This is a genomic window from Thalassobacter sp. HA4-2 (assembly GCF_055693705.1).
Map to the genome: position 1 here is coordinate 579,574 of NZ_JBVFUK010000001.1, position 17,515 is coordinate 597,088.

Genomic DNA, 17,515 nt, shown 5'->3' on the forward strand with positions numbered 1-17,515 from the left:
CCCAAAAAGGTGTGCGTCTTAACGGCTTTCGCGCAGCCACGCCCAGACGGACATCGCTGATGCAAGCAGTAGGAAAAGCCATGCTGGGACAAGCGATGTGATGCGCAGGTCTGTCGTCAGATAGGCGTTGCGCGGGGTCAGGCCGACCCAGCCCCGTCCCGCTGCGTTCCGCCCTTCCCGCACTGTTCGCAAGTTCGGCGTTCCGTCCTCTAGCCGAATTGCGCCGCCGCGCTGGCTGTCAATCAGTGGGGCGAGGGGTGCGGCGGAGGCGATCGTCTGCACAAACTCGCGGGGGGCAGCGGGGCCCAAGGCGAAGACGGTTTCCTGATCTCCTTCACGGGCGCGGTACAGGCCTTGTTGCGCCCCGTTAAAGGTGCCAGCGAAGCGCCCCGGCCCCTCTTCCGCCAAAGTCAGCGTGAAAACGGTGCCGTCGGGGCGCGTGATTTGGATGTCTGATGGGCGGTCGCCCAGTGTCCGCCGGGTGATGGTCACATCTGTACCGACGGCGGTGGCGATCAGCGCCTCCTCCTCAAGGTCAGGCTCCTTCATCATCCAATGGGCCAGTCGACGCAGCAGTTCCAACTGCGGACCGCCCCCTTCAAAGCCGCGGTCCCAAAGCCAAACATGATCGGATGCGAGCAGTGCCACGCGCCCTTCACCGATCCGGTCCAGCAGCAACAGCGGTGTCTCGTTGGGACCGGTCATGACTTGCTGGGCGGTGTTCGTGTCGGCCGAGGGTGTGAGTTCAACCGACCGAAACCAGCGGCCCCAAGGCGCGTCTGCATCCGTAAGCGGGGAATGCGCGGCCAGCCCTTCGGTGACCGGGTGGCGTTCGCCCAAATCGGTGATTTGAGGCAAGAACCCTTCTTCGATCACGCGCGCCGTGGGGGCGCCGGGCAGAACGGGGGCAAGCGGTGTGCGGAACAGGCTGTCTGCCGTGGCAAAATCCGGGCCTGCCGCGACCAGCAAGGCACCACCACGGGCCACGTATTGGGCAACATTATCAAGATAGATGGGCGACAGGATGCCCCGCCGTTTGTAACGATCAAAGATGATCAGATCGAATTCGTCGATCTTCTCTAGGAACAGCTCGCGGGTTGGGAATGCGATCAAGGACAGCTCGTCCACCGGTACACCATCCTGCTTGCCAGGCGGGCGCAGGATCGTGAAGTGAACCAGATCGACAGAAGCATCCGATTTCAACAGATTGCGCCATGTGCGTTGACCGGGGTGAGGCTGTCCGGACACCAGCAAAACGCGCAGGCGGTCTCGCACACCGTTGATCTGGACCACGGCAGCGTTGTTGCGCGGGGTCAGTTCGCCCTGCGCCTCTGCCACCTCAAATTGCAGGATGTTCATGCCGCCGTGAGGCAGGGTCAGGGGCAGGTCCAGCTCCACATTGGTGGGAATGCGATAGGTCTGCGGATCGCCCCCGTCTATGGCAATCGTCAGCTCCGCTTCCGGGGACAGGCCGGCGGGCAGGGCACCTTGGTCGGCCACTTCGACCGTTATTGTGAATTCTTCGTCCAGAATGGCAAAGGAGGGCGCGTTGCGGATGATCAGACGTCGGTCCCAATCCGTCGCCAAACCCGTCTGCAACAAATGGGTCGGTGCGGGCAGATCAAGGGCCAAATCGGCGTCATGCACTTGCCCGTCTGACAGGATCAACGCGCCAGCGATCCGCGCGCGGGGCACCTCGGACGCCAAGGCAGCGAGTTGGGTCAGAACCTGAGAGCCCGCGTCGCCTTGCCCGTCACCGATGCGGGTGATCCGATGTTCCATACCAAGTCTGTCCAGTTGGGTCAGGACATCTGCCAGCGCCCGTTCTGTTTGATCGGACCGTGGGGGCAGGGATTGAGACGCGGTCTCATCCACCGCGATCAAGACGATATCTGACAGGGGGCTGCGTTCTTCGGTTTGCAGGGACGGGTTGGCCAATGCCAAGACAAGTGCGGCCGCCGCCGCCGCGCGCAGCCAAGCGCCCGACAGGCCCCGCACCGCCGCGAGGAGCAGCAGCACGGCCATTGTGGCCCCCATGGCCCCCAGTGCCAGCCAAGGAACGAGCGGATCAAAGATCAGGCGCGCGGTATCCATCATCTAGTTCCCCAACCGATCCAAGAGGGCAGGCACATGCACTTGATCGGATTTGTAGTTGCCAGACAGCACATGCATCACAAGATTGACGCCGAAGCGGTAGGCGATTTCGCGCTGTCGTTCACCGGCAAAGCCGCGCCCGACGGGCAACATCGGTTGGCCGTTGCTGTTCACGGCCCAAGCTGCGGCCCAATCGTTACCGCCGATCAGCACGGGCGTGACGCCATCATTCAGGGTGCGAAACGGCATGCCCTCAACGGCGGTGGCCTGCGGGCTGGCCTCGACCCAGATGTCACGGCTGGCGAAACGTCCGGGAAAGTCTTGCAGCAGGTAAAAGGCCCGGGTCAGGACGTGATCGCCGGGGATGGGCTCCAGCGGGGGAATATCCAATGGGGCCGCCAGTTGCTGCAACCTTTGGCCGTTCGGTGAGGTCCCAAAGCCACCCAAGTCCGCATCGCGCGTGTCAAAAACGATCATGCCGCCACCGCGCAGGTAACGGTTCAGTTTGGCGTATGCCTCGGCGGAGGGTGTGGACTGTGTCGCCGTGACCGGCCAGTACAGCAGGGGGTAGAAGGCCAATTCGTCCCGTTCCAAATCCACGGGCGAGGGGGCGATGGGTTCAACCGAAGTTCGCCGGGTCAACGCCGCACTCAGACCCTTCAACCCGGCGTTGGATGTGTCGTCCACACGCGCGTCGCCCGTCACAACGTAGGCCAGGGTGATCTCGTTCGCAGCCGTCAGGGCGGCCAGATCATCCTGCGCCTGTGCTGGCGGAACGGGAAAGGTCAGAGCGGCGAGCGCCAAAAGCGCTGCCGTGCCTTGGCGCAAACGGCCCCCGATCCAAAGGGATGCAAGAATATCTATGGCCAACAGCAATAATGCCGCCGACAGAAACAGGGGCAGCAGGCGCAGCTCGGGTTGCGTGTCCAATGTCTCTACTGACACGGTGGCGGGCCAGTCGTCCGCAATCGAAATCGTTGTGTCAGATGTGTTCACGTTCAAGGCGATGGATCGTTCTGCGGCTTGGTACAGGCCGGGCAAAAGGTCGGGGCCGAACGCGCGATCGGCAAGGGCAGACCCTGGTTGGCCGGATCGGGCCGAGGCATCCATGCCCACTCCAAACCCATCAAGCGTGATGGTCGGGGACCACGTCGTACCCGCCAGATCCTCGGATGTCTGGACGGCTGGGCGGGACGAGATCGCCAGCCGTTCCAACATCTCAACAAACAGACCAGACAGCGGTAGAGTGGACCATTCGGCGTTTGCGGTGACGTGGAACAAAACGACTTGTCCTTGCCCCATGGCCTTGCGCGTTACCAGTGGCGTGCCGTCTGCGAGGGCCGCGACCGACCGCGCGGCCAGCGTTGGATCCGGTTGTGCCATCACTTGGCTGGACACCGTAACATCGTCCGGGATTTGCAGGCCAAAGAAGGGGCTGTCTTGATTGAAGGGACGCAGGGTTTTGGGCTCGCCCCACGACAGCGCGCCGCCGACGGTGCGACCGCCTGACCGCAGACGCACTGGCAGCAAGGGTTCTTCCGTGCTGCGCGCCTCGTCGCTGGCGGCCAGACGCGGTCCGGCGAAACGCACCAGTAGACCGCCGTCCTCGACCCAAGTTTCAACATCCGCAGTCTCGGCCACCGACAGGTTGGCCACATCAGCGAGGATCAGAACGTCCGGATTGGCCAGCAACAGATCCTCCAACGCGCCTTCGATCAGATCGGCGGACGGTTCCAACGCGCGGCGCAGGTAGTAGAGCGGCGACAACAAAGAGGAGGTTTCTGCATCACTGGCCGCCGTCAAAAGGCCAACCTCACGCCGGCGCAGGGCATCGTCGGTCAGCGCGACAGCGCCCGCGCTGCGTTGGCCTGCGATTTCAAACCGTTGCACACGGTTGCGCAGCTCTGGCGGCAGGATCAGCGAAACGTCTGCCTCGGTTTCGCCAGCGGCAAAGGTTACGGTGCCCACGGCGAGTTGTTGGACAATGCCATTCGGGTCCGGGCCTATTACTCGAATATCCGCCGTGCTTTCGGGCAAGGCAGCGGCGGCGCGCAAGGCCGTCAGGTTGATCTCACCATCCTCAAAAGATGCAGGACGCAGGGCGAAGATATCACGGGGGGATTGGATCACGCGACTGACGGGCAGTGCGTTCAGGGCTGCCTGGCGGTCTCGCGCCAGCCCGTCCGAAAACCAAACAACCTCGCGCGCCGTGTCACCATGCGACGCGGCCCATTCGGTGACAATCGCTTCGGTTGGGGCGTAGGCGGCGGGGCGGATGCTGGGCAAGCGGGCGCGCCACGTGCGGGGGGCAGCGTATTCCGGAGCCACCAACGGAGCGGTCAGGGCTTGGATTGCGACGGGCCTGTCCGCACGCTCCGCCTCCGACAACAGCTCTTCCACACGTTCCATGCGCGCCGGCCAATCGCGGGCAGAGGCCCAGGTCGCCTCCATCACGATCAGCAGTGGCCCATTGCCCTGAGCCGTTTCGCGCGGGTTCAAGACGGGACCCGCAAATCCGATGATCACCGCTGCAAGGGCCGCGATCCGTAAGGCCAGCAGCCACCACGGCGTTTTGTCTGTTTCGCTGTCATCGTCCTTTAACCCCAACAGCAGTGCAACGCCAGGGAATCGGCGTTTGACCGGGGCCGGTGGGACCGCGCGCAAGATCCACCACAAGATGGGCAAAGCCGCGAGGGCCAGCAGTAAAAGCGGTGCGGTGAACCCCAGTGCGCCGATCATCTTTGCCGCTCCAGTGCTTGGTAAATCCACATCAATGTGGGTTCCGGTGGTGTGTCGGTATGGTGCATGTGATAGCGCCATCCGGTGCGCGCGCACAGATCCTGCAGGGCGGCTTTACGTTTGGCGAGGCGATTAAGGTAGGCGTCCCGCAAGGATTTCGCGCGGAAGGTTTCAAACTCAATCGCACCGGACATGGATTGGAATATGGTGCGTCCATCGAAAGGAAAACTTTCTTCGGTTGGGTCAAGGATTTGTACCAAAGCCCCTTTAACGCCGCGATCCGTTGCAGACGTCACCGCTGTGACGGTCGCCTCCAGATCGCCCAAGAAGTCAGACAAAAACACCGCGCGCGACCCGGGCGGTAAGACCCGTGGGCGTGGCGCGCCAAAGTCATCGGATACGTCTGGGTCCATCATCGATTGTCCCATGCGCATCAATTGCGCCTGACCGGAGCGTGGCGGCTCTGGCAGGTTGCACAGGCCCGTGCGTTCTCCGGCGCGCGAGGCGAGAATGGCAACGGCCAATCCCAAGGTCTGTGCGCGGCGCAATTTTGACGCGCGGTTTTTGTCCGCCGAATAGGCCATGGATTGCGCGTCATCGACCCACAGCATGACCGACTGTGCCGCTTGCCACTCGGTCTCGCGCACAAAGTGTCCATCACCTCGGGCCGACTGCCGCCAGTCGATGCGCCGTCGACTGTCACCGGGTTGGGCAGGGCGGTATTGCCAAAAGTTGTCACCTTGGCCCGCCCGTTTGCGCCCGTGTTCACCCAGCAATACGGTTGCCGCCAAATGCTGCGCATCCGCAAGAAGGGCTGGAAGACCTGCCGACACTTTCTGCGCCCGCGCGCGTAGCGTTTCCGGCGTATGCAGTGCGGTCGTATGGGTGTTGTGGTCGGTCACGCGGCTGCGGCGGTTCCGGTCACGGAGTGCGTAACCTCGGCGATGATATCATCCAACACACGCCCTTCTGCCCGGGCTGAAAAGGACAGGGCCATTCGGTGAGACAAGACCGGCCCAGCCATTGCGGCGACATCTTCAGCCGACGGGGCCAAGCGTCCGTCCAGCAGCGCGTTGGCCCGCACGGTCAGCATCAATGCCTGCGCGGCGCGCGGCCCGGGACCCCATGCAACCGCGTCCTTGACGATCTGTGGCGCTTCAACGCCGTCCGGTCGACACGCCCGAACAAGGTCAAGGATGATGTCCATCACGCCTTCGCCAACGGGCATTCGGCGCACCACCTGTTGCGCGGCGATCAGTGTTTCGGCGTCAAACACCGCTGACACTCGTGATGACTTTGTACCCGTGGTGGCCAGCAAAATGCCCTTCTCCGTCTCGCGATCCGGATAGGCTACGTCAATTTTGAGCAAAAAGCGGTCTAATTGTGCTTCGGGCAGGGGGTAGGTGCCCTCCTGCTCAATCGGGTTCTGGGTGGCCAAAACATGGAAAGGAGCAGGCAATTTTCGAGTTTGCCCGGCGACAGTGACTTCACGTTCTTGCATGGCTTGCAGCAACGCCGATTGCGTGCGTGGGCTGGCGCGGTTGATTTCATCGGCCATCAACAGTTGCGCAAAGATTGGGCCCTCGATGTATCGAAATGTCCGGCTGCCATCGGGCGCCGTCTCCAGCACCTCAGATCCAAGAATATCGCCGGGCATTAGGTCAGGCGTGAACTGAATGCGATTTCCAGAAAGTCCCATCACAGTGGAAAGGGTTTCAACCAAAAGGGTTTTCCCCAAACCCGGCAATCCCATTAGCAAGGCGTGACCACCCGACAGCATAGCCGCAAGGGACAGGTTCACCACGTCGTTTTGGCCAATGATCTTGTTGCCGATTTCGCGGCGCGCATGGGCAAGCTTGGCACCCAGATCATCTATTTCTTGCAACAGGGTTTCGTCTGAGGATGTATCAACCATGGGCGCGCTCCGGCGTGTGACCTATATGCTTCAACAAACCAGATATTGCGAAAAAGCAGAATGGCAAAAACATGAGCGGACAAAACAATGTGACCCCGGATGTTGGGGCATTGGCGGCCAGCGCTAAAGCCGCCGCTAAAACAGGGTCTTTGCCGCCGGTGCATTTGTGGAACCCGCCGTTTTGCGGGGACATAGATATGCGCATCGCGCGGGACGGCACTTGGTTCTATGAAGGAACACCAATTGGGCGCGCTCCTTTGGTCCGTTTGTTTTCGACGATCCTAAAACAAGAGGACGGTCAGTTCTTTCTGGTCACCCCGGTGGAAAAGGTGGGCATCGTCGTAGATGATGCGCCCTTCGTTGCCGTGGACTTTGATACGTCTTCCGACGCCATTGTCTTTACAACCAACGTCGGGGACGAGGTTGTTGCTTCTGATGACTGTCCAATACGCGTTGAGATTGCCACTGATGGCGAGCCCGCGCCTTATGTTCATGTGCGGGCTGGATTAGAGGCACTCATTGATCGCAAGTCCTTCTATCGCCTGGTCGAAATCGGCGTTCACCACAATGGAAGCTTTGGCGTTTGGTCACGGGGCACGTTTTTCCCATTCATCCCATCCGATCAAATGTGAAACTGTTTGAGCGGGTCTCTAGGCGGCCTGTTCTGATCCGTTGTGGGACGTTTGAGTGACTTCGAACAATGTCAAAGCACCCTCCAGATTGCGCGCCTCGTCGGACATGGTGACGCTGGACGCCGTCATCTCCTCCAGTGTTGCGGCGTTTGTCTGAGCGGAAGCATCCAAGGACCGAATGGCGGCGTTCACTTCTTCGACGCCTTGGGATTGCTGTTCGACGGCCGACGCAATTTCAGCGATCTGATTTGCCACGGCGTCGACCTCGGACGTGATGCTGTCGATGGCTGCACGCGACAATTCTACCTGAGCAACGCCTGCCTCAACCGATTTGGAGTTTTGTGTGATCACTTGGTTGATTTCCTGAACGGCATCTTGGGATCGCTGTGCCAATGCGCGCACTTCGGATGCCACGACGGAAAAACCGCGTCCGGCTTCTCCGGCCCGGGCAGCTTCGACGCCTGCGTTCAGGGCCAAGAGGTTGATCTGGAACGCAATGCCTTCGATCACCTTCATCACATCATCAATCTTCTTAGAGGCTGCGGTTACCTCGTTGATTGATTTTTCTGTTTCGTTCGCCACTTCGCGTGTGCGCTCCGCGCTTTCCTTGACCCGCTGGGTGGCGTCATTGGCGGTTTTTGCGTTGGACACGACTTGGCGAATTGTTGCTGTCACTTCCTCGACAGCGGCCGAAGTTTCTTCGATTGCGGCTGCTGCATTTTCTGCACGTTTCGCCATTCCATGGGCCGCGGTGGTCAGCTCGGAAGAAGTTGATGACACGCTCTGGCTACTCGCCATTACGCTTTGCATCGTTTGGTTCAAAGTTTCGAGTGACGCATTGAAGTCCTCCTGCATCTTCAGGAACACCCCTTGGCGATTGCCCGTCATGCGTGCACTCAGTTTACCTTGCGCGAGCGCACCGACGCTGGACACAATGTCAACGATATTGTCATGAGTCGTATCAAGTAGGCTGTTGATCGCGCGGGCCAGATCAGCAAGCCCATCTTCAGTGTCCAGCTGTAAACGATTGCTGAAATCGCCGTTCGCAGCTTGGTTGAGCACATGTTCCATCTCGATTTGGAAACGTTGGAACGCTTTAAGGCGTGTCTGCTCCGCGTTTGCGGCCTGTAGGCGCTGTTCTTCCGCTTTTGCCTCAGCAGCGCGGCGTGCCTCGCGGTCTTGTTCTGCGGCTTTGCGCTCTGCTTCGCGCGCCTCTGCATCGTCGAGGGCGGTCATGAGATCTCGTGTCTTGCGCGCGTTATCAATAAACACGACCATCGCGTTATTCATTCGCGCCAATTCGTCGGATTGTGTGCTGGGGTGCAGTTCAACATCAAGATTGCCTTCTGCAACGACAGTCATGGTGTCGGTCATGTCGCGCAGGCTGCGTGCAACTTTGCGCCCGATCAGTGCTGCGATGCTCACACCGAGGACCCCACCAAGTGTCGCGAGGCCGAGGACAATCCAGATCGTTTGCTGGGCCAACGCAGCACCGGCTGGACCAAGGGTGTTCTGCCGCTCCACGACTTCGTCAATTCCGGCGTCAATCTTTGCGATCAGAGACGGCGCAATAGACTGGAGCACTTCGGTCTGTGCCGATACTTTTTCGATTACTGCACCGGTGGCCAAGACATCTGCGTTAAACTCTTCGATCTGCGAAATGACCTGTAGCAGGTCACGCGCTTGCGCACTGCTCGTATCGGCGTCGCGGGCATCTTGCACACGCATTAGCGCCGCGTCGCTATTGGTAATCGTTTGTTCCAATTCATTTTGTGCGCCGCTGTTCACGAAACGCTCGAAATGAACGCGCGCGAGTAGCAGATCCACTGCAGCGCGGCCGAGCGCTGTCGCGGTGTCAAAATCTCTTACTGCGTAGGATCGATCGACCATATCTACCATTTTAAGGCGGACCGACTGGCTTGAAGAGAGTGCGTCCGTCACGAGGGCACTTTGTTGCGATGAAAGCTCCGCAATCTGTGATTGTGCCGCGTCAAACTCTGCAATGGGGCCTAGGATATCTTCAAGGGAGACTGCGAGGTCGCTTTGCTCAAGGATCGCAGCCTGATCGGCTGGTATATTTTTTATGTCGTTCAGGTTGTCGTGAACCTCGTCCAAATAGGCACGATCCCCGGTCTCTTGGAACCGCAGCGACGCGATGCGCGCCTCAAACAGGTCTTCGATCAATTCCGCACCGACAAGGCTGGTGCGCGCGGTTGCGCGATATTCGATGAAGGTTTCGGAAAGCCCGGCTGTCTTGAATGCAGCAAGTCCACCAACTGCCCCGATCAGGACCACCAAAATACACATTCCCACGTAGACACGTGTCACGATCGACATTGCAATCTCCCTCGCACTTGAGGGTCGGTTTATGCCGCACATTCCTTTCTAATCGGTGAACTACGCAGCCGATCTATCTTCCATTTTATCGAATAGAACGACCACGGCGGCACCGCGTGCCGCTCACACTTTCGTCGTTATCGAGGCCGCTTGTTTGCACAGGCTGTGTGCCGCCTCCACGATGCTGTCGACGCTGGGCAAGGTCGCGGCATAGGCCGGGCCTGTGGCGATAAAGCTGTCGCAGGCCGTAACGCGGGCGAGTGGCCAATATCCGGCCTCGGCAAACAGTGTCATGACCCCTTCGGATTGGCTGCCCGTGCGGCGACATTCGTCGACGATCAAGACAGCGTTGCAGTCCTTGGTTGCCTCAAGCAGCGCGGTTTCGGGCACAGGGGCCAGCCACCGCATGTCGATCACGCGGGCGTTGATGCCCGCCTTGGCCAAGCGCCCCTGCGCCTGACGCGACAGGTGGTGCCCGTTGCCATAGGTGACAATCGCAAGGTCTGTGCCGTCACCCTTCACGCCGATTTCACCCAAGGGGATGGTCCGGTCCGGGGCAGGGTAGGGGGTCAGCCACGCCTTGTCGTCCGGGTGCAGATCACGCATGGGATAAAGCGCAATCGGTTCGACAAAGGCGACGATACGCTGTTCCTCGCGCGCCAACCGGACCGCCTCCCGCAGCATCATGGCGGCATCCTCGCCGGTGGAGGGGCAGGCGATGATCAGCCCCGGAATGTCGCGCAAAACGGCGAGGGAGTTGTCGTTGTGGAAGTGCCCGCCAAACCCCTTTTGATAGCCAAGCCCTGCGATGCGCAGGACCATGGGGTTGGTGAACTGGCCGTTGGAAAAGAATGGCAGGGTCGCGGCCTCTCCGCGCACCTGATCCTCGGCGTTGTGCAGATAGGCGAGGAACTGGATTTCGGGGATTGGGACAAAGCCGTTGTGCGCCATGCCCAGTGCAAGGCCCAGGATCGATTGTTCGTCCAACAGTGTGTCGATCACGCGACCCGCGCCGAACCGGGCCTGTAACCCGCGGGTGGCCCCGTAGACGCCGCCCTTTTTGCCCACGTCTTCGCCCGCCACGATCACCTCGGGGTGGGTCAGCATCAGGTCCGCCAGCGCCCAAGCGATGTGACGGCTCATGGGTTGGGGATCGTCCATGGCGGTCAGGTCGGGGCCAAAGAGCTGTGCCCGAGCGTCTGCGCTTGGCCCGCTGGTCGGAGGGTTGGTGCGGGCAGGGGGGATCAGGCTGGCCATGACCTGTGACGCGCTGCCAAGGCGAGGCCGGGACAGGATATCCGGCAGAAGGTCCGCACATTCCGCGCCGGCCGCCTCGTAGATCGCAAGCGCTTCCTGCGCACCCAGCAGGGCCGCGCTGTGGATCAGGGGGTCGTTCGCCTCGTCCGCCGCGATGGCGGCCTTGTCGCGGTAGGTCGCCTCGATGTCCGACCCGGCGTGACCGTACAGGCGCACGGTCCGGATGTGCAGAAAGGCGGGCTTGCGGCGCGTGCGGGTGTAGTCCGCCGCCGCCTGCGCCGTGGCCAGCGTGTCCGCCAGGTTCAGGCCGTCGCAGGCGAAATAGCGCAATCCCGGGCGATGGGCGAAATTCGCGGCAATCCAGCCCTCGGGCGTGGGGGTCGAGATGCCGATCCCGTTATCCTCGCACACCAGCAGCAGGGGCATGGGGGCGTTTTGAAACGACGCCCAGCACGCCGCATTGATTGCTCCAAGGGCGGTGGAGTGGTTGGCCGAGGCATCCCCGAAGGACGCCATGACGATCCCGTTTTCCGCCAGTGCTTGGTGCTGCGGCGGATGCTTGCGCGCGGTGCCAATGGAATAGGCGACCCCCATGGCCTTGGGCAGATGGCTGGCGATGGTGCTGGTCTGGGGCGGGATGTTCAGGGTCTTGGACCCCAGCACCTTGTGCCGGCCGCCCGAAATCGGATCCTCCATCGAGGCGGCAAAAGACAAAAGGATATCGCGGGCGGGGTTTTGCCCCGGCACTTGCAGGGCGCGGGCAATCTGAAAGGCGCAATCGCGGTAGTGCAGAAAGGCCATGTCCGTGGGGCGTAGGGCGTGGGCCACGGCTGCCATCCCCTCGTGCCCCGAAGAGCCGATGGTGTAAAACCCCTGCCCCTCGCGCTGCATCATGCGGCTGGTGCGGTCCAATTGGCGCGACAGGCATTGGGCGCGGAACAGGGTGCGCAGGGTGTCGGGGGCGATGTCGCCCCGGGTGTCGGGCAGGTCCCCTTCGGCCAGACGGCGCAGGAAGGATTGGTGAACGATGTCGGCGCGATCCATGGGGCAAGCTCCGGGTCGGGTGGGTCGCGCCACTATTGCGGGGTTTGTGCCGCTTTGCAAAGCGTCCCCGCCCCCTGTTTACATTCCGACCGCAACCCTTACCCTGCGCCCCAGATCAACAGGAGAGACCCGATGCTCAGAACGACCGTTTCCGCTGCCGCCCTTACCCTTGCGGCCACCTCTGCGTTTGCCGATTGTGGCACCGTGACATTCTCGGACGTGGGCTGGACGGATATCACCGCCACCACCGCCGCCACGACCACCGTGTTGCAGGCCTTGGGCTACGAGACCGACATCAAGGTGCTGTCCGTCCCTGTGACGTATACTTCCATGGCCGCGGGCGACATTGACGTGTTCCTGGGCAACTGGATGCCCACGATGGAAGGCGATATCGCCCCCTACCGCGAGGCGGGCACTGTTGACACCGTGCGCGCCAACCTTGAGGGGGCCAAGTACACCCTGGCCGTGAACAAGGCCGCCGCCGATCTGGGGATCGCCACCTTTGCGGACATCGCGGCACAGGCCGACGCGCTGGAGGGCAAGATTTACGGCATCGAGGCTGGCAATGATGGCAACCGCCTGATCATGGACATGATCGCAGACGATGCCTTTGGCCTGAGCGGGTTCGAGGTTGTCGAATCCTCCGAACAGGGGATGCTGGCGCAGGTCGCCCGTGCCGACCGCCGGGGGGAGCCTGTCGTGTTCCTGGGCTGGGAACCGCACCCCATGAACGCGAACTTTGACATGTCCTACCTGGAAGGCGGCGATGATTGGTTCGGCCCGAACCTTGGGGGTGCCACCGTGTTCACCAACACCCGCGCAGGCTATGTCGCGGAGTGCCCGAACGTGGGTGCCCTGCTGAACAACCTCGAATTCAGCCTTGCCATGGAAAACGAGATCATGGGCGCGATCCTGAACGATGGCACCGACCCCGCCGAGGCTGCGACCGCTTGGTTGACCGCCAACCCCGGTGTGCTGGACACTTGGCTGGACGGTGTAACCACCCAGAACGGTGGCGACGCGATGATGGCTGTCAAAGGCGCGCTTGGCCTGTAATCGGTGGACTGGCTGACTGACACCAAAATCCCCGTGGGCAAAACAGCTGCCCGCGGGTTCGATTGGTTGCAGGACAACGGCGCGTGGTTTTTCGACGGCCTGTCCGACGGGATGGAGGCGTTGATCGACGCGGTCCTGTGGGTCCTGCAAACCCCGCACCCTTTCATCATTATCGCGGTCTTCGTCGGTCTGACATGGCTGCTGCAACGGTCGTGGAAGACCTGCGCGCTGATTGCCCTTGGATTTCTGTTCATCCTCAATCAAGGCTATTGGGAGGAAACGACCGAAAGCCTGACCCTCGTCCTGTCGGCCTGCGTGGTGTGCATGGGGGTCGGCGTGCCCATTGGGATCGCCGCCGCCCACCGTCCTCGCCTGTACCGTGTGATGCGGCCCGTACTGGACCTGATGCAGACCCTGCCGACCTTTGTGTACCTGATCCCGGCCATCGTGTTCTTTGGCATCGGCATGGTGCCGGGCCTAATTGCGACCGTGATCTTCGTCCTGCCCGCGCCGATCCGTTTGACGCACCTTGGGGTGACATCGACCCCCAAACCCCTGCTGGAGGCGGCGCAGGCCTTTGGCGGCACCCCGCGCCAAGTCCTGTGGAAAGTCGAGCTGCCTTACGCCTTTCCCCAGATCATGGCGGGGCTGAACCAGACCATCATGTTGTCCCTGTCCATGGTCGTCATCGCCGCCCTTGTGGGGGCAGATGGGCTGGGCGTGCCGGTGGTGCGTGCGCTGAACCAAGTCAACACGTCCCTTGGCTTCGAGTCCGGGTTCGTGATTGTGGTCGTGGCGATCATGCTGGACCGTGCCTTGCGGGTGGACCGGTCATGAGCGCGGTTGAATTCGACAAGGTCTGCATTGTCTTTGGCGACCGTCCTGAGGCGGCCCTGCCCCTGATGGATCAGGGGCAAGAGCGCGGCGAGATCCAGGAGGCGACGGGGCAAATCCTCGGCGTGCACGATTGCTCCCTGAGTGTGGAGGAGGGTGAGATCCTCGTCCTGATGGGGTTGTCAGGCTCGGGTAAGTCCACCTTGCTGCGGGCTGTGAACGGGTTGAACCCCGTCGCGCGGGGCGAAGTGCGGGTGCATGACGGGTCCAACATGGTTTCGGTTACAGGGGCGTCCAAGACGCAACTGCGCTCTCTTCGGACCTACAACATCGCCATGGTGTTCCAGCAATTCGGCCTTCTGCCTTGGCGCACTGTGGCCGAGAATGTGGGTCTGGGGTTGGAACTGGGCGGCATGTCCAAACCGGAACGCCGCACCAAAGTGGCCGAGCAGTTGGACTTGGTGGGCCTGTCCGATTGGGCCGACCGCAAGGTGGCAGAGCTGTCGGGCGGGATGCAACAGCGCGTGGGCCTTGCCCGCGCCTTTGCCACGGATGCGCCGATCCTTTTGATGGACGAGCCGTTCTCGGCCCTTGACCCCCTGATCCGCACCCGCCTTCAGGACGAACTTCTGGACCTGCAAGCGCGCCTGAAACGCACCATCATCTTTGTCAGCCACGATCTGGACGAGGCGTTCAAACTGGGCAACCGCATCGCGATCATGGAAGGCGGGCGTATCGTGCAGTGCGGCACCCCGCGCGACATCTACTCTGCCCCTGCATCCGATTACGTGGCCGACTTCGTGGCCGAGATGAACCCGCTGGGCGTCCTGTGTGCCCAAGACGTGATGGAGCCCGGGGCGGGCGGTGATGTAACCGTTACCCCCAACGCCCCCTTGGCAGAGGTGATGCCTCTGGTCCAAGACAGTGACGCCCCGGTGACCGTCGCCAGCGACACCCGAGTGCTGGGCCAGATCACCAAGGCCAGTGTCTTGGGGCGGCTGATGCGCCCCAAGGCATGATCACTGCATGGAATTCAGTCCAAAGATGTTGCCTTCGGTGTCTTGGATCATGGTGATCCACCCGAACTCCCCGATCGAGAATTTGGGTTGGACCACAGTGCCTCCGGCCTTTGCCACCCGGCCTGCGTTCACGGCGCAGTCCTCGACCCCGAAATAGACCACCGTTCCCCCCGGCCCGGGGCGCACGTGGGGGGATTGCGTCAACGCTCCGCCCGCGCCATAGGCGGCCATGTCGGCGGGAAAGCTGTTCATCTGTGTCTGGCCCGAGGGGTCGGGCATCGGGTCCAACTTGACCCCCAGCACGGCCTCGTAAAAGGCGGTCGCGCGGTCCAGATCGTCTACGTAAATGTCAAACCAGCCTACGGCGTTCATCTGTGTCATGGGTCATTCCTTTTTGGTGATGACCCTGTGTAGTCCGACGTGCGCCCTTCGTATTGTAGATATCAGACATCAAACGTGCGGGCGAATTTGCCGGGGGTGTAGCCTGTGGCCGCGCGAAACGAATGGATAAAATGGGACTGATCCGCGTAGGACAGCGACGGCTCTCCGCGCAGGGCCTGTTGCAGGCGCAGCACCTTCAGAAAGTCATGGGGGGCGAGGCCCGTGGTGCGTTTCAGCACCCGCTGCAAATGGCGCGGTGACAGGGCAGCCACATCCGCCATGTCCGCAACGCTTGCGATGTCGTCGATCCGGGCAAAGATCCGTTCGGTGACGGGGTTGGGGGCCAACAGCCCTTGCGCCAACAGGTCCTCGACCAAACCGGTCAGCACGTCTTGCTGGGCCGCGAACGGGAGGCCGCGCAGGGCGCTGCTGGTGGTCAGCAGGGGTAGGGGCCCGGTGTAGGGCTGATCCACGGCGGCATAGTCCACGGCGGCTTTGCTGGCCTGCCAGACCCCGGGCAGGAACCGGATGTTCACGAAATGAAAACTGCGGCCAAGGTTCAACTCCTCCGCCGAGGCTTGCAGTTTGGTCACCCCGGCGATGGCCGGATCGGTCTGATCAAAGATCATGTAGGTGCAGGCGTCGGGCAGGGCGTGAAACCTGTAGTCGTCGTCCAGCACCTGCGCCGTGCGCAGGGTCAGATAGCGGTGCACGATCCCGCGCAGGTGATCTGGCGGCGCGGCTTCGGTGAACTGGACCCCTTCGGCGCGCTTGGCGCGGCTGTTGCCCTTGGGGTCATACATCGTCGGGGCTTTTTCCGCGCCGCTTCCCCTTGGGTAGGAACGGGGCCAGCCGTGGGGCTGACGGTGTCGCAATGCGCGATCGTGTCCGCAGGACCGGGGTGTTTGCCGATGTCCCGCTCTTGCTTTCGCGCAGGACGATGTACAGGCCGCTGGCGATGATGATGGCCGTACCCAGCCCGGTGTTCAGGTCTGGCGTTTCGCCAAAGAACAGGGTGCCGTAAAGCGTGGCCCAGATGATCTGGCTGTACTGCATGGGCGCAATGACCGCCGCGTCCCCGTCTGTATAGGCGCGGATCAGGCAGATAGAGGCCAAGAGCGCCAGCAGCGCGATGATGAACAGGATGCCAAGGTCTTGGGCGGGCATGGGCACATAGACAAAGGGCAGCAGCGCCCCCATGACGATAAAGTTGGCGACCATAGGGTACAGGACCAGCACGACCGACCGTTCCTCTTGCCCGATCTTGCGGACCACGATGGATGCAAAGGCCCCTGCCACCGCGCAGACCAGTGCGGCGCCGTGTCCCAAGGTCAGCTCGGTCGTGCCGGGGTTCAGCACCACCATCACGCCGATCAGCCCGACCACCACCGCCAGACCTCGGCGCAGGCCCACCTTTTCGCCCAGGATCGGGATTGCCATCAGCGTGATCAACAAGGGCGAGGCAAAGATGATGGCATAGACCTGTGTCAGGGGCAGCACCGTAAAGGCGTAAAACGCGCTGACCCCAGTGGCGACCGCTGCGACCGTCCGCGCCACCGTCCACCAAGGGTGGTTGGGGATCAGCGTGCCTTGGGTCGTATCCCGCAACAGTCGGATCGTGATCAAGGGGAACCCCAGCAGGACACTGAAGAATACGATCTGGAACGGCGCATAGGTCCCGCCCAACAGCTTCACCAGCACATCGTGGCCCGAGAACAGGGCAAAGGCCAAAAGGGCAAAAAGGATCGCACGTGTGGATTGGGTCATGGTCTTTCCTGATCTGGTCCCGCGCGTGCTAACAAATTCACACGCGCGGGCCAATGGTCAGAGCATGGCAGCCTGTTGCCCGAACAAAAAGGTCCAACGGCTGCCATCGCGCATCGTGACCTCGCCGGCCCCCCGGGTGGACGTCTCGAACGTTGCGCGTCCGATCCCGCGCATCCCGTTGGAACAGGTTACAGGAAAGCTGACATCCTTGATGTCGGAATGCTGATTGAACTGTCCTGTACAGGTGATGGCCCCGTTTGTGGCGCTGAACATGCCGCCTTGCAGAACGGTGTTGGTGGCCGCTCCGCGAAAGACCTGACCGTCTTGGCCAATGACCGCCACGGGATAGGCCACGTCGCAGGCAGCAAGGGTAAGGGCGGTGCCCACAGCAAGGGAAAGTAGAGCCAGGCGTTGCATCGTATACTCCAGAATTGAACATT

14 protein-coding genes are annotated in these 17,515 nt (G+C 61.7%); 4 read left to right on the plus strand and 10 right to left on the minus strand.

The genetic code is table 11. From position 1 onward, the window contains the following. Positions 1-18 precede the first annotated feature (18 nt). Genes ACZ1G0_RS02880 through ACZ1G0_RS02895 form a run of 4 tightly spaced genes read right to left on the minus strand, consistent with a single transcriptional unit; the run spans position 19 to position 6,748 of the window. A complete protein-coding gene (locus ACZ1G0_RS02880) occupies positions 19-2,094 on the minus strand; it encodes a hypothetical protein (RefSeq protein ID WP_472737761.1) in 2,076 nt (691 codons plus the stop codon). A 3-nt stretch (positions 2,095-2,097) separates the two neighbouring features. Then, positions 2,098-4,833: a DUF4159 domain-containing protein gene (locus ACZ1G0_RS02885; protein WP_472735563.1), complete on the minus strand. Its 2,736-nt coding sequence runs from the start codon at positions 4,831-4,833 to the stop codon at positions 2,098-2,100. Next, positions 4,830-5,735, minus strand: a complete 906-nt coding sequence (locus tag ACZ1G0_RS02890; RefSeq protein ID WP_472735564.1) for a DUF58 domain-containing protein — start codon at positions 5,733-5,735, stop codon at positions 4,830-4,832. Before ACZ1G0_RS02890 ends, ACZ1G0_RS02885 begins: the two co-directional genes overlap by 4 nt. Further along, complete coding sequence (locus ACZ1G0_RS02895) at positions 5,732-6,748, minus strand: AAA family ATPase (protein ID WP_472735565.1); 1,017 nt, start codon at positions 6,746-6,748, stop codon at positions 5,732-5,734. The genes ACZ1G0_RS02890 and ACZ1G0_RS02895 overlap by 4 nt, the downstream gene beginning before the upstream one ends. Before the next feature lie 71 nt (positions 6,749-6,819). On the opposite strand from ACZ1G0_RS02895, the gene ACZ1G0_RS02900 reads away from it, so the two are divergent. Next, positions 6,820-7,380: a DUF1285 domain-containing protein gene (locus tag ACZ1G0_RS02900; protein ID WP_472735566.1), complete on the plus strand. Its 561-nt coding sequence runs from the start codon at positions 6,820-6,822 to the stop codon at positions 7,378-7,380. Between the two features lie 18 nt (positions 7,381-7,398). Here ACZ1G0_RS02900 and ACZ1G0_RS02905 read toward each other — a convergent pair whose 3' ends face one another. Continuing rightward, positions 7,399-9,717: a methyl-accepting chemotaxis protein gene (locus ACZ1G0_RS02905; protein WP_472735567.1), complete on the minus strand. Its 2,319-nt coding sequence runs from the start codon at positions 9,715-9,717 to the stop codon at positions 7,399-7,401. A gap of 123 nt (positions 9,718-9,840) precedes the next feature. Beyond that, positions 9,841-12,018: a thiamine pyrophosphate-dependent enzyme gene (locus ACZ1G0_RS02910; RefSeq protein ID WP_472735568.1), complete on the minus strand. Its 2,178-nt coding sequence runs from the start codon at positions 12,016-12,018 to the stop codon at positions 9,841-9,843. Between the two features lie 132 nt (positions 12,019-12,150). On the opposite strand from ACZ1G0_RS02910, the gene ACZ1G0_RS02915 reads away from it, so the two are divergent. The 3 genes from ACZ1G0_RS02915 to choV are packed head-to-tail and all read left to right on the plus strand — an operon-like array spanning position 12,151 to position 14,927. Continuing rightward, positions 12,151-13,074 (plus strand): choline ABC transporter substrate-binding protein, encoded by a 924-nt coding sequence (locus ACZ1G0_RS02915; RefSeq protein ID WP_472735569.1) that lies wholly within the window; start codon positions 12,151-12,153, stop codon positions 13,072-13,074. 3 nt (positions 13,075-13,077) lie between these two features. Next, the gene (choW, locus tag ACZ1G0_RS02920) at positions 13,078-13,911 is read left to right on the plus strand and encodes a choline ABC transporter permease subunit (protein ID WP_472735570.1); all 834 of its coding nucleotides are present in this window, start codon (positions 13,078-13,080) and stop codon (positions 13,909-13,911) included. Then, positions 13,908-14,927, plus strand: a complete 1,020-nt coding sequence (choV, locus tag ACZ1G0_RS02925; RefSeq protein WP_472735571.1) for a choline ABC transporter ATP-binding protein — start codon at positions 13,908-13,910, stop codon at positions 14,925-14,927. The genes choW and choV overlap by 4 nt, the downstream gene beginning before the upstream one ends. Here choV and ACZ1G0_RS02930 read toward each other — a convergent pair whose 3' ends face one another. The 4 genes from ACZ1G0_RS02930 to ACZ1G0_RS02945 all read right to left on the minus strand — a co-directional run bounded on the left by ACZ1G0_RS02930 (position 14,928) and on the right by ACZ1G0_RS02945 (position 17,492). Further along, entirely contained in the window at positions 14,928-15,308 is a 381-nt protein-coding gene (locus ACZ1G0_RS02930; protein WP_472735572.1) for a VOC family protein, read from the minus strand. It abuts the gene before it with no gap. Between the two features lie 62 nt (positions 15,309-15,370). After that, positions 15,371-16,111, minus strand: a complete 741-nt coding sequence (locus ACZ1G0_RS02935; RefSeq protein WP_472735573.1) for a helix-turn-helix domain-containing protein — start codon at positions 16,109-16,111, stop codon at positions 15,371-15,373. Next, the gene (locus ACZ1G0_RS02940) at positions 16,104-17,075 is read right to left on the minus strand and encodes a DMT family transporter (RefSeq protein ID WP_472735574.1); all 972 of its coding nucleotides are present in this window, start codon (positions 17,073-17,075) and stop codon (positions 16,104-16,106) included. Before ACZ1G0_RS02940 ends, ACZ1G0_RS02935 begins: the two co-directional genes overlap by 8 nt. A gap of 57 nt (positions 17,076-17,132) precedes the next feature. Next, on the minus strand, positions 17,133-17,492 hold the full coding sequence (locus ACZ1G0_RS02945; protein ID WP_472735575.1) for a hypothetical protein: 360 nt from the start codon (positions 17,490-17,492) through the stop codon (positions 17,133-17,135). Positions 17,493-17,515 lie beyond the last annotated feature (23 nt).

Coding starts and splice junctions, on each gene's coding strand:
- ACZ1G0_RS02935 (WP_472735573.1), bottom strand. CDS start 16,111: ATGTATGACCCCAAGGGCAACAGCCGCGCCAAGCGCGCCGAAGGGGTC.
- ACZ1G0_RS02945 (WP_472735575.1), bottom strand. CDS start 17,492: ATGCAACGCCTGGCTCTACTTTCCCTTGCTGTGGGCACCGCCCTTACC.
- ACZ1G0_RS02915 (WP_472735569.1), top strand. CDS start 12,151: ATGCTCAGAACGACCGTTTCCGCTGCCGCCCTTACCCTTGCGGCCACC.
- ACZ1G0_RS02895 (WP_472735565.1), bottom strand. CDS start 6,748: ATGGTTGATACATCCTCAGACGAAACCCTGTTGCAAGAAATAGATGAT.
- choV (WP_472735571.1), top strand. CDS start 13,908: ATGAGCGCGGTTGAATTCGACAAGGTCTGCATTGTCTTTGGCGACCGT.
- ACZ1G0_RS02910 (WP_472735568.1), bottom strand. CDS start 12,018: ATGGATCGCGCCGACATCGTTCACCAATCCTTCCTGCGCCGTCTGGCC.
- ACZ1G0_RS02905 (WP_472735567.1), bottom strand. CDS start 9,717: ATGTCGATCGTGACACGTGTCTACGTGGGAATGTGTATTTTGGTGGTC.
- ACZ1G0_RS02930 (WP_472735572.1), bottom strand. CDS start 15,308: ATGACACAGATGAACGCCGTAGGCTGGTTTGACATTTACGTAGACGAT.
- ACZ1G0_RS02900 (WP_472735566.1), top strand. CDS start 6,820: ATGAGCGGACAAAACAATGTGACCCCGGATGTTGGGGCATTGGCGGCC.
- ACZ1G0_RS02940 (WP_472735574.1), bottom strand. CDS start 17,075: ATGACCCAATCCACACGTGCGATCCTTTTTGCCCTTTTGGCCTTTGCC.
- ACZ1G0_RS02880 (WP_472737761.1), bottom strand. CDS start 2,094: ATGGATACCGCGCGCCTGATCTTTGATCCGCTCGTTCCTTGGCTGGCA.
- ACZ1G0_RS02885 (WP_472735563.1), bottom strand. CDS start 4,833: ATGATCGGCGCACTGGGGTTCACCGCACCGCTTTTACTGCTGGCCCTC.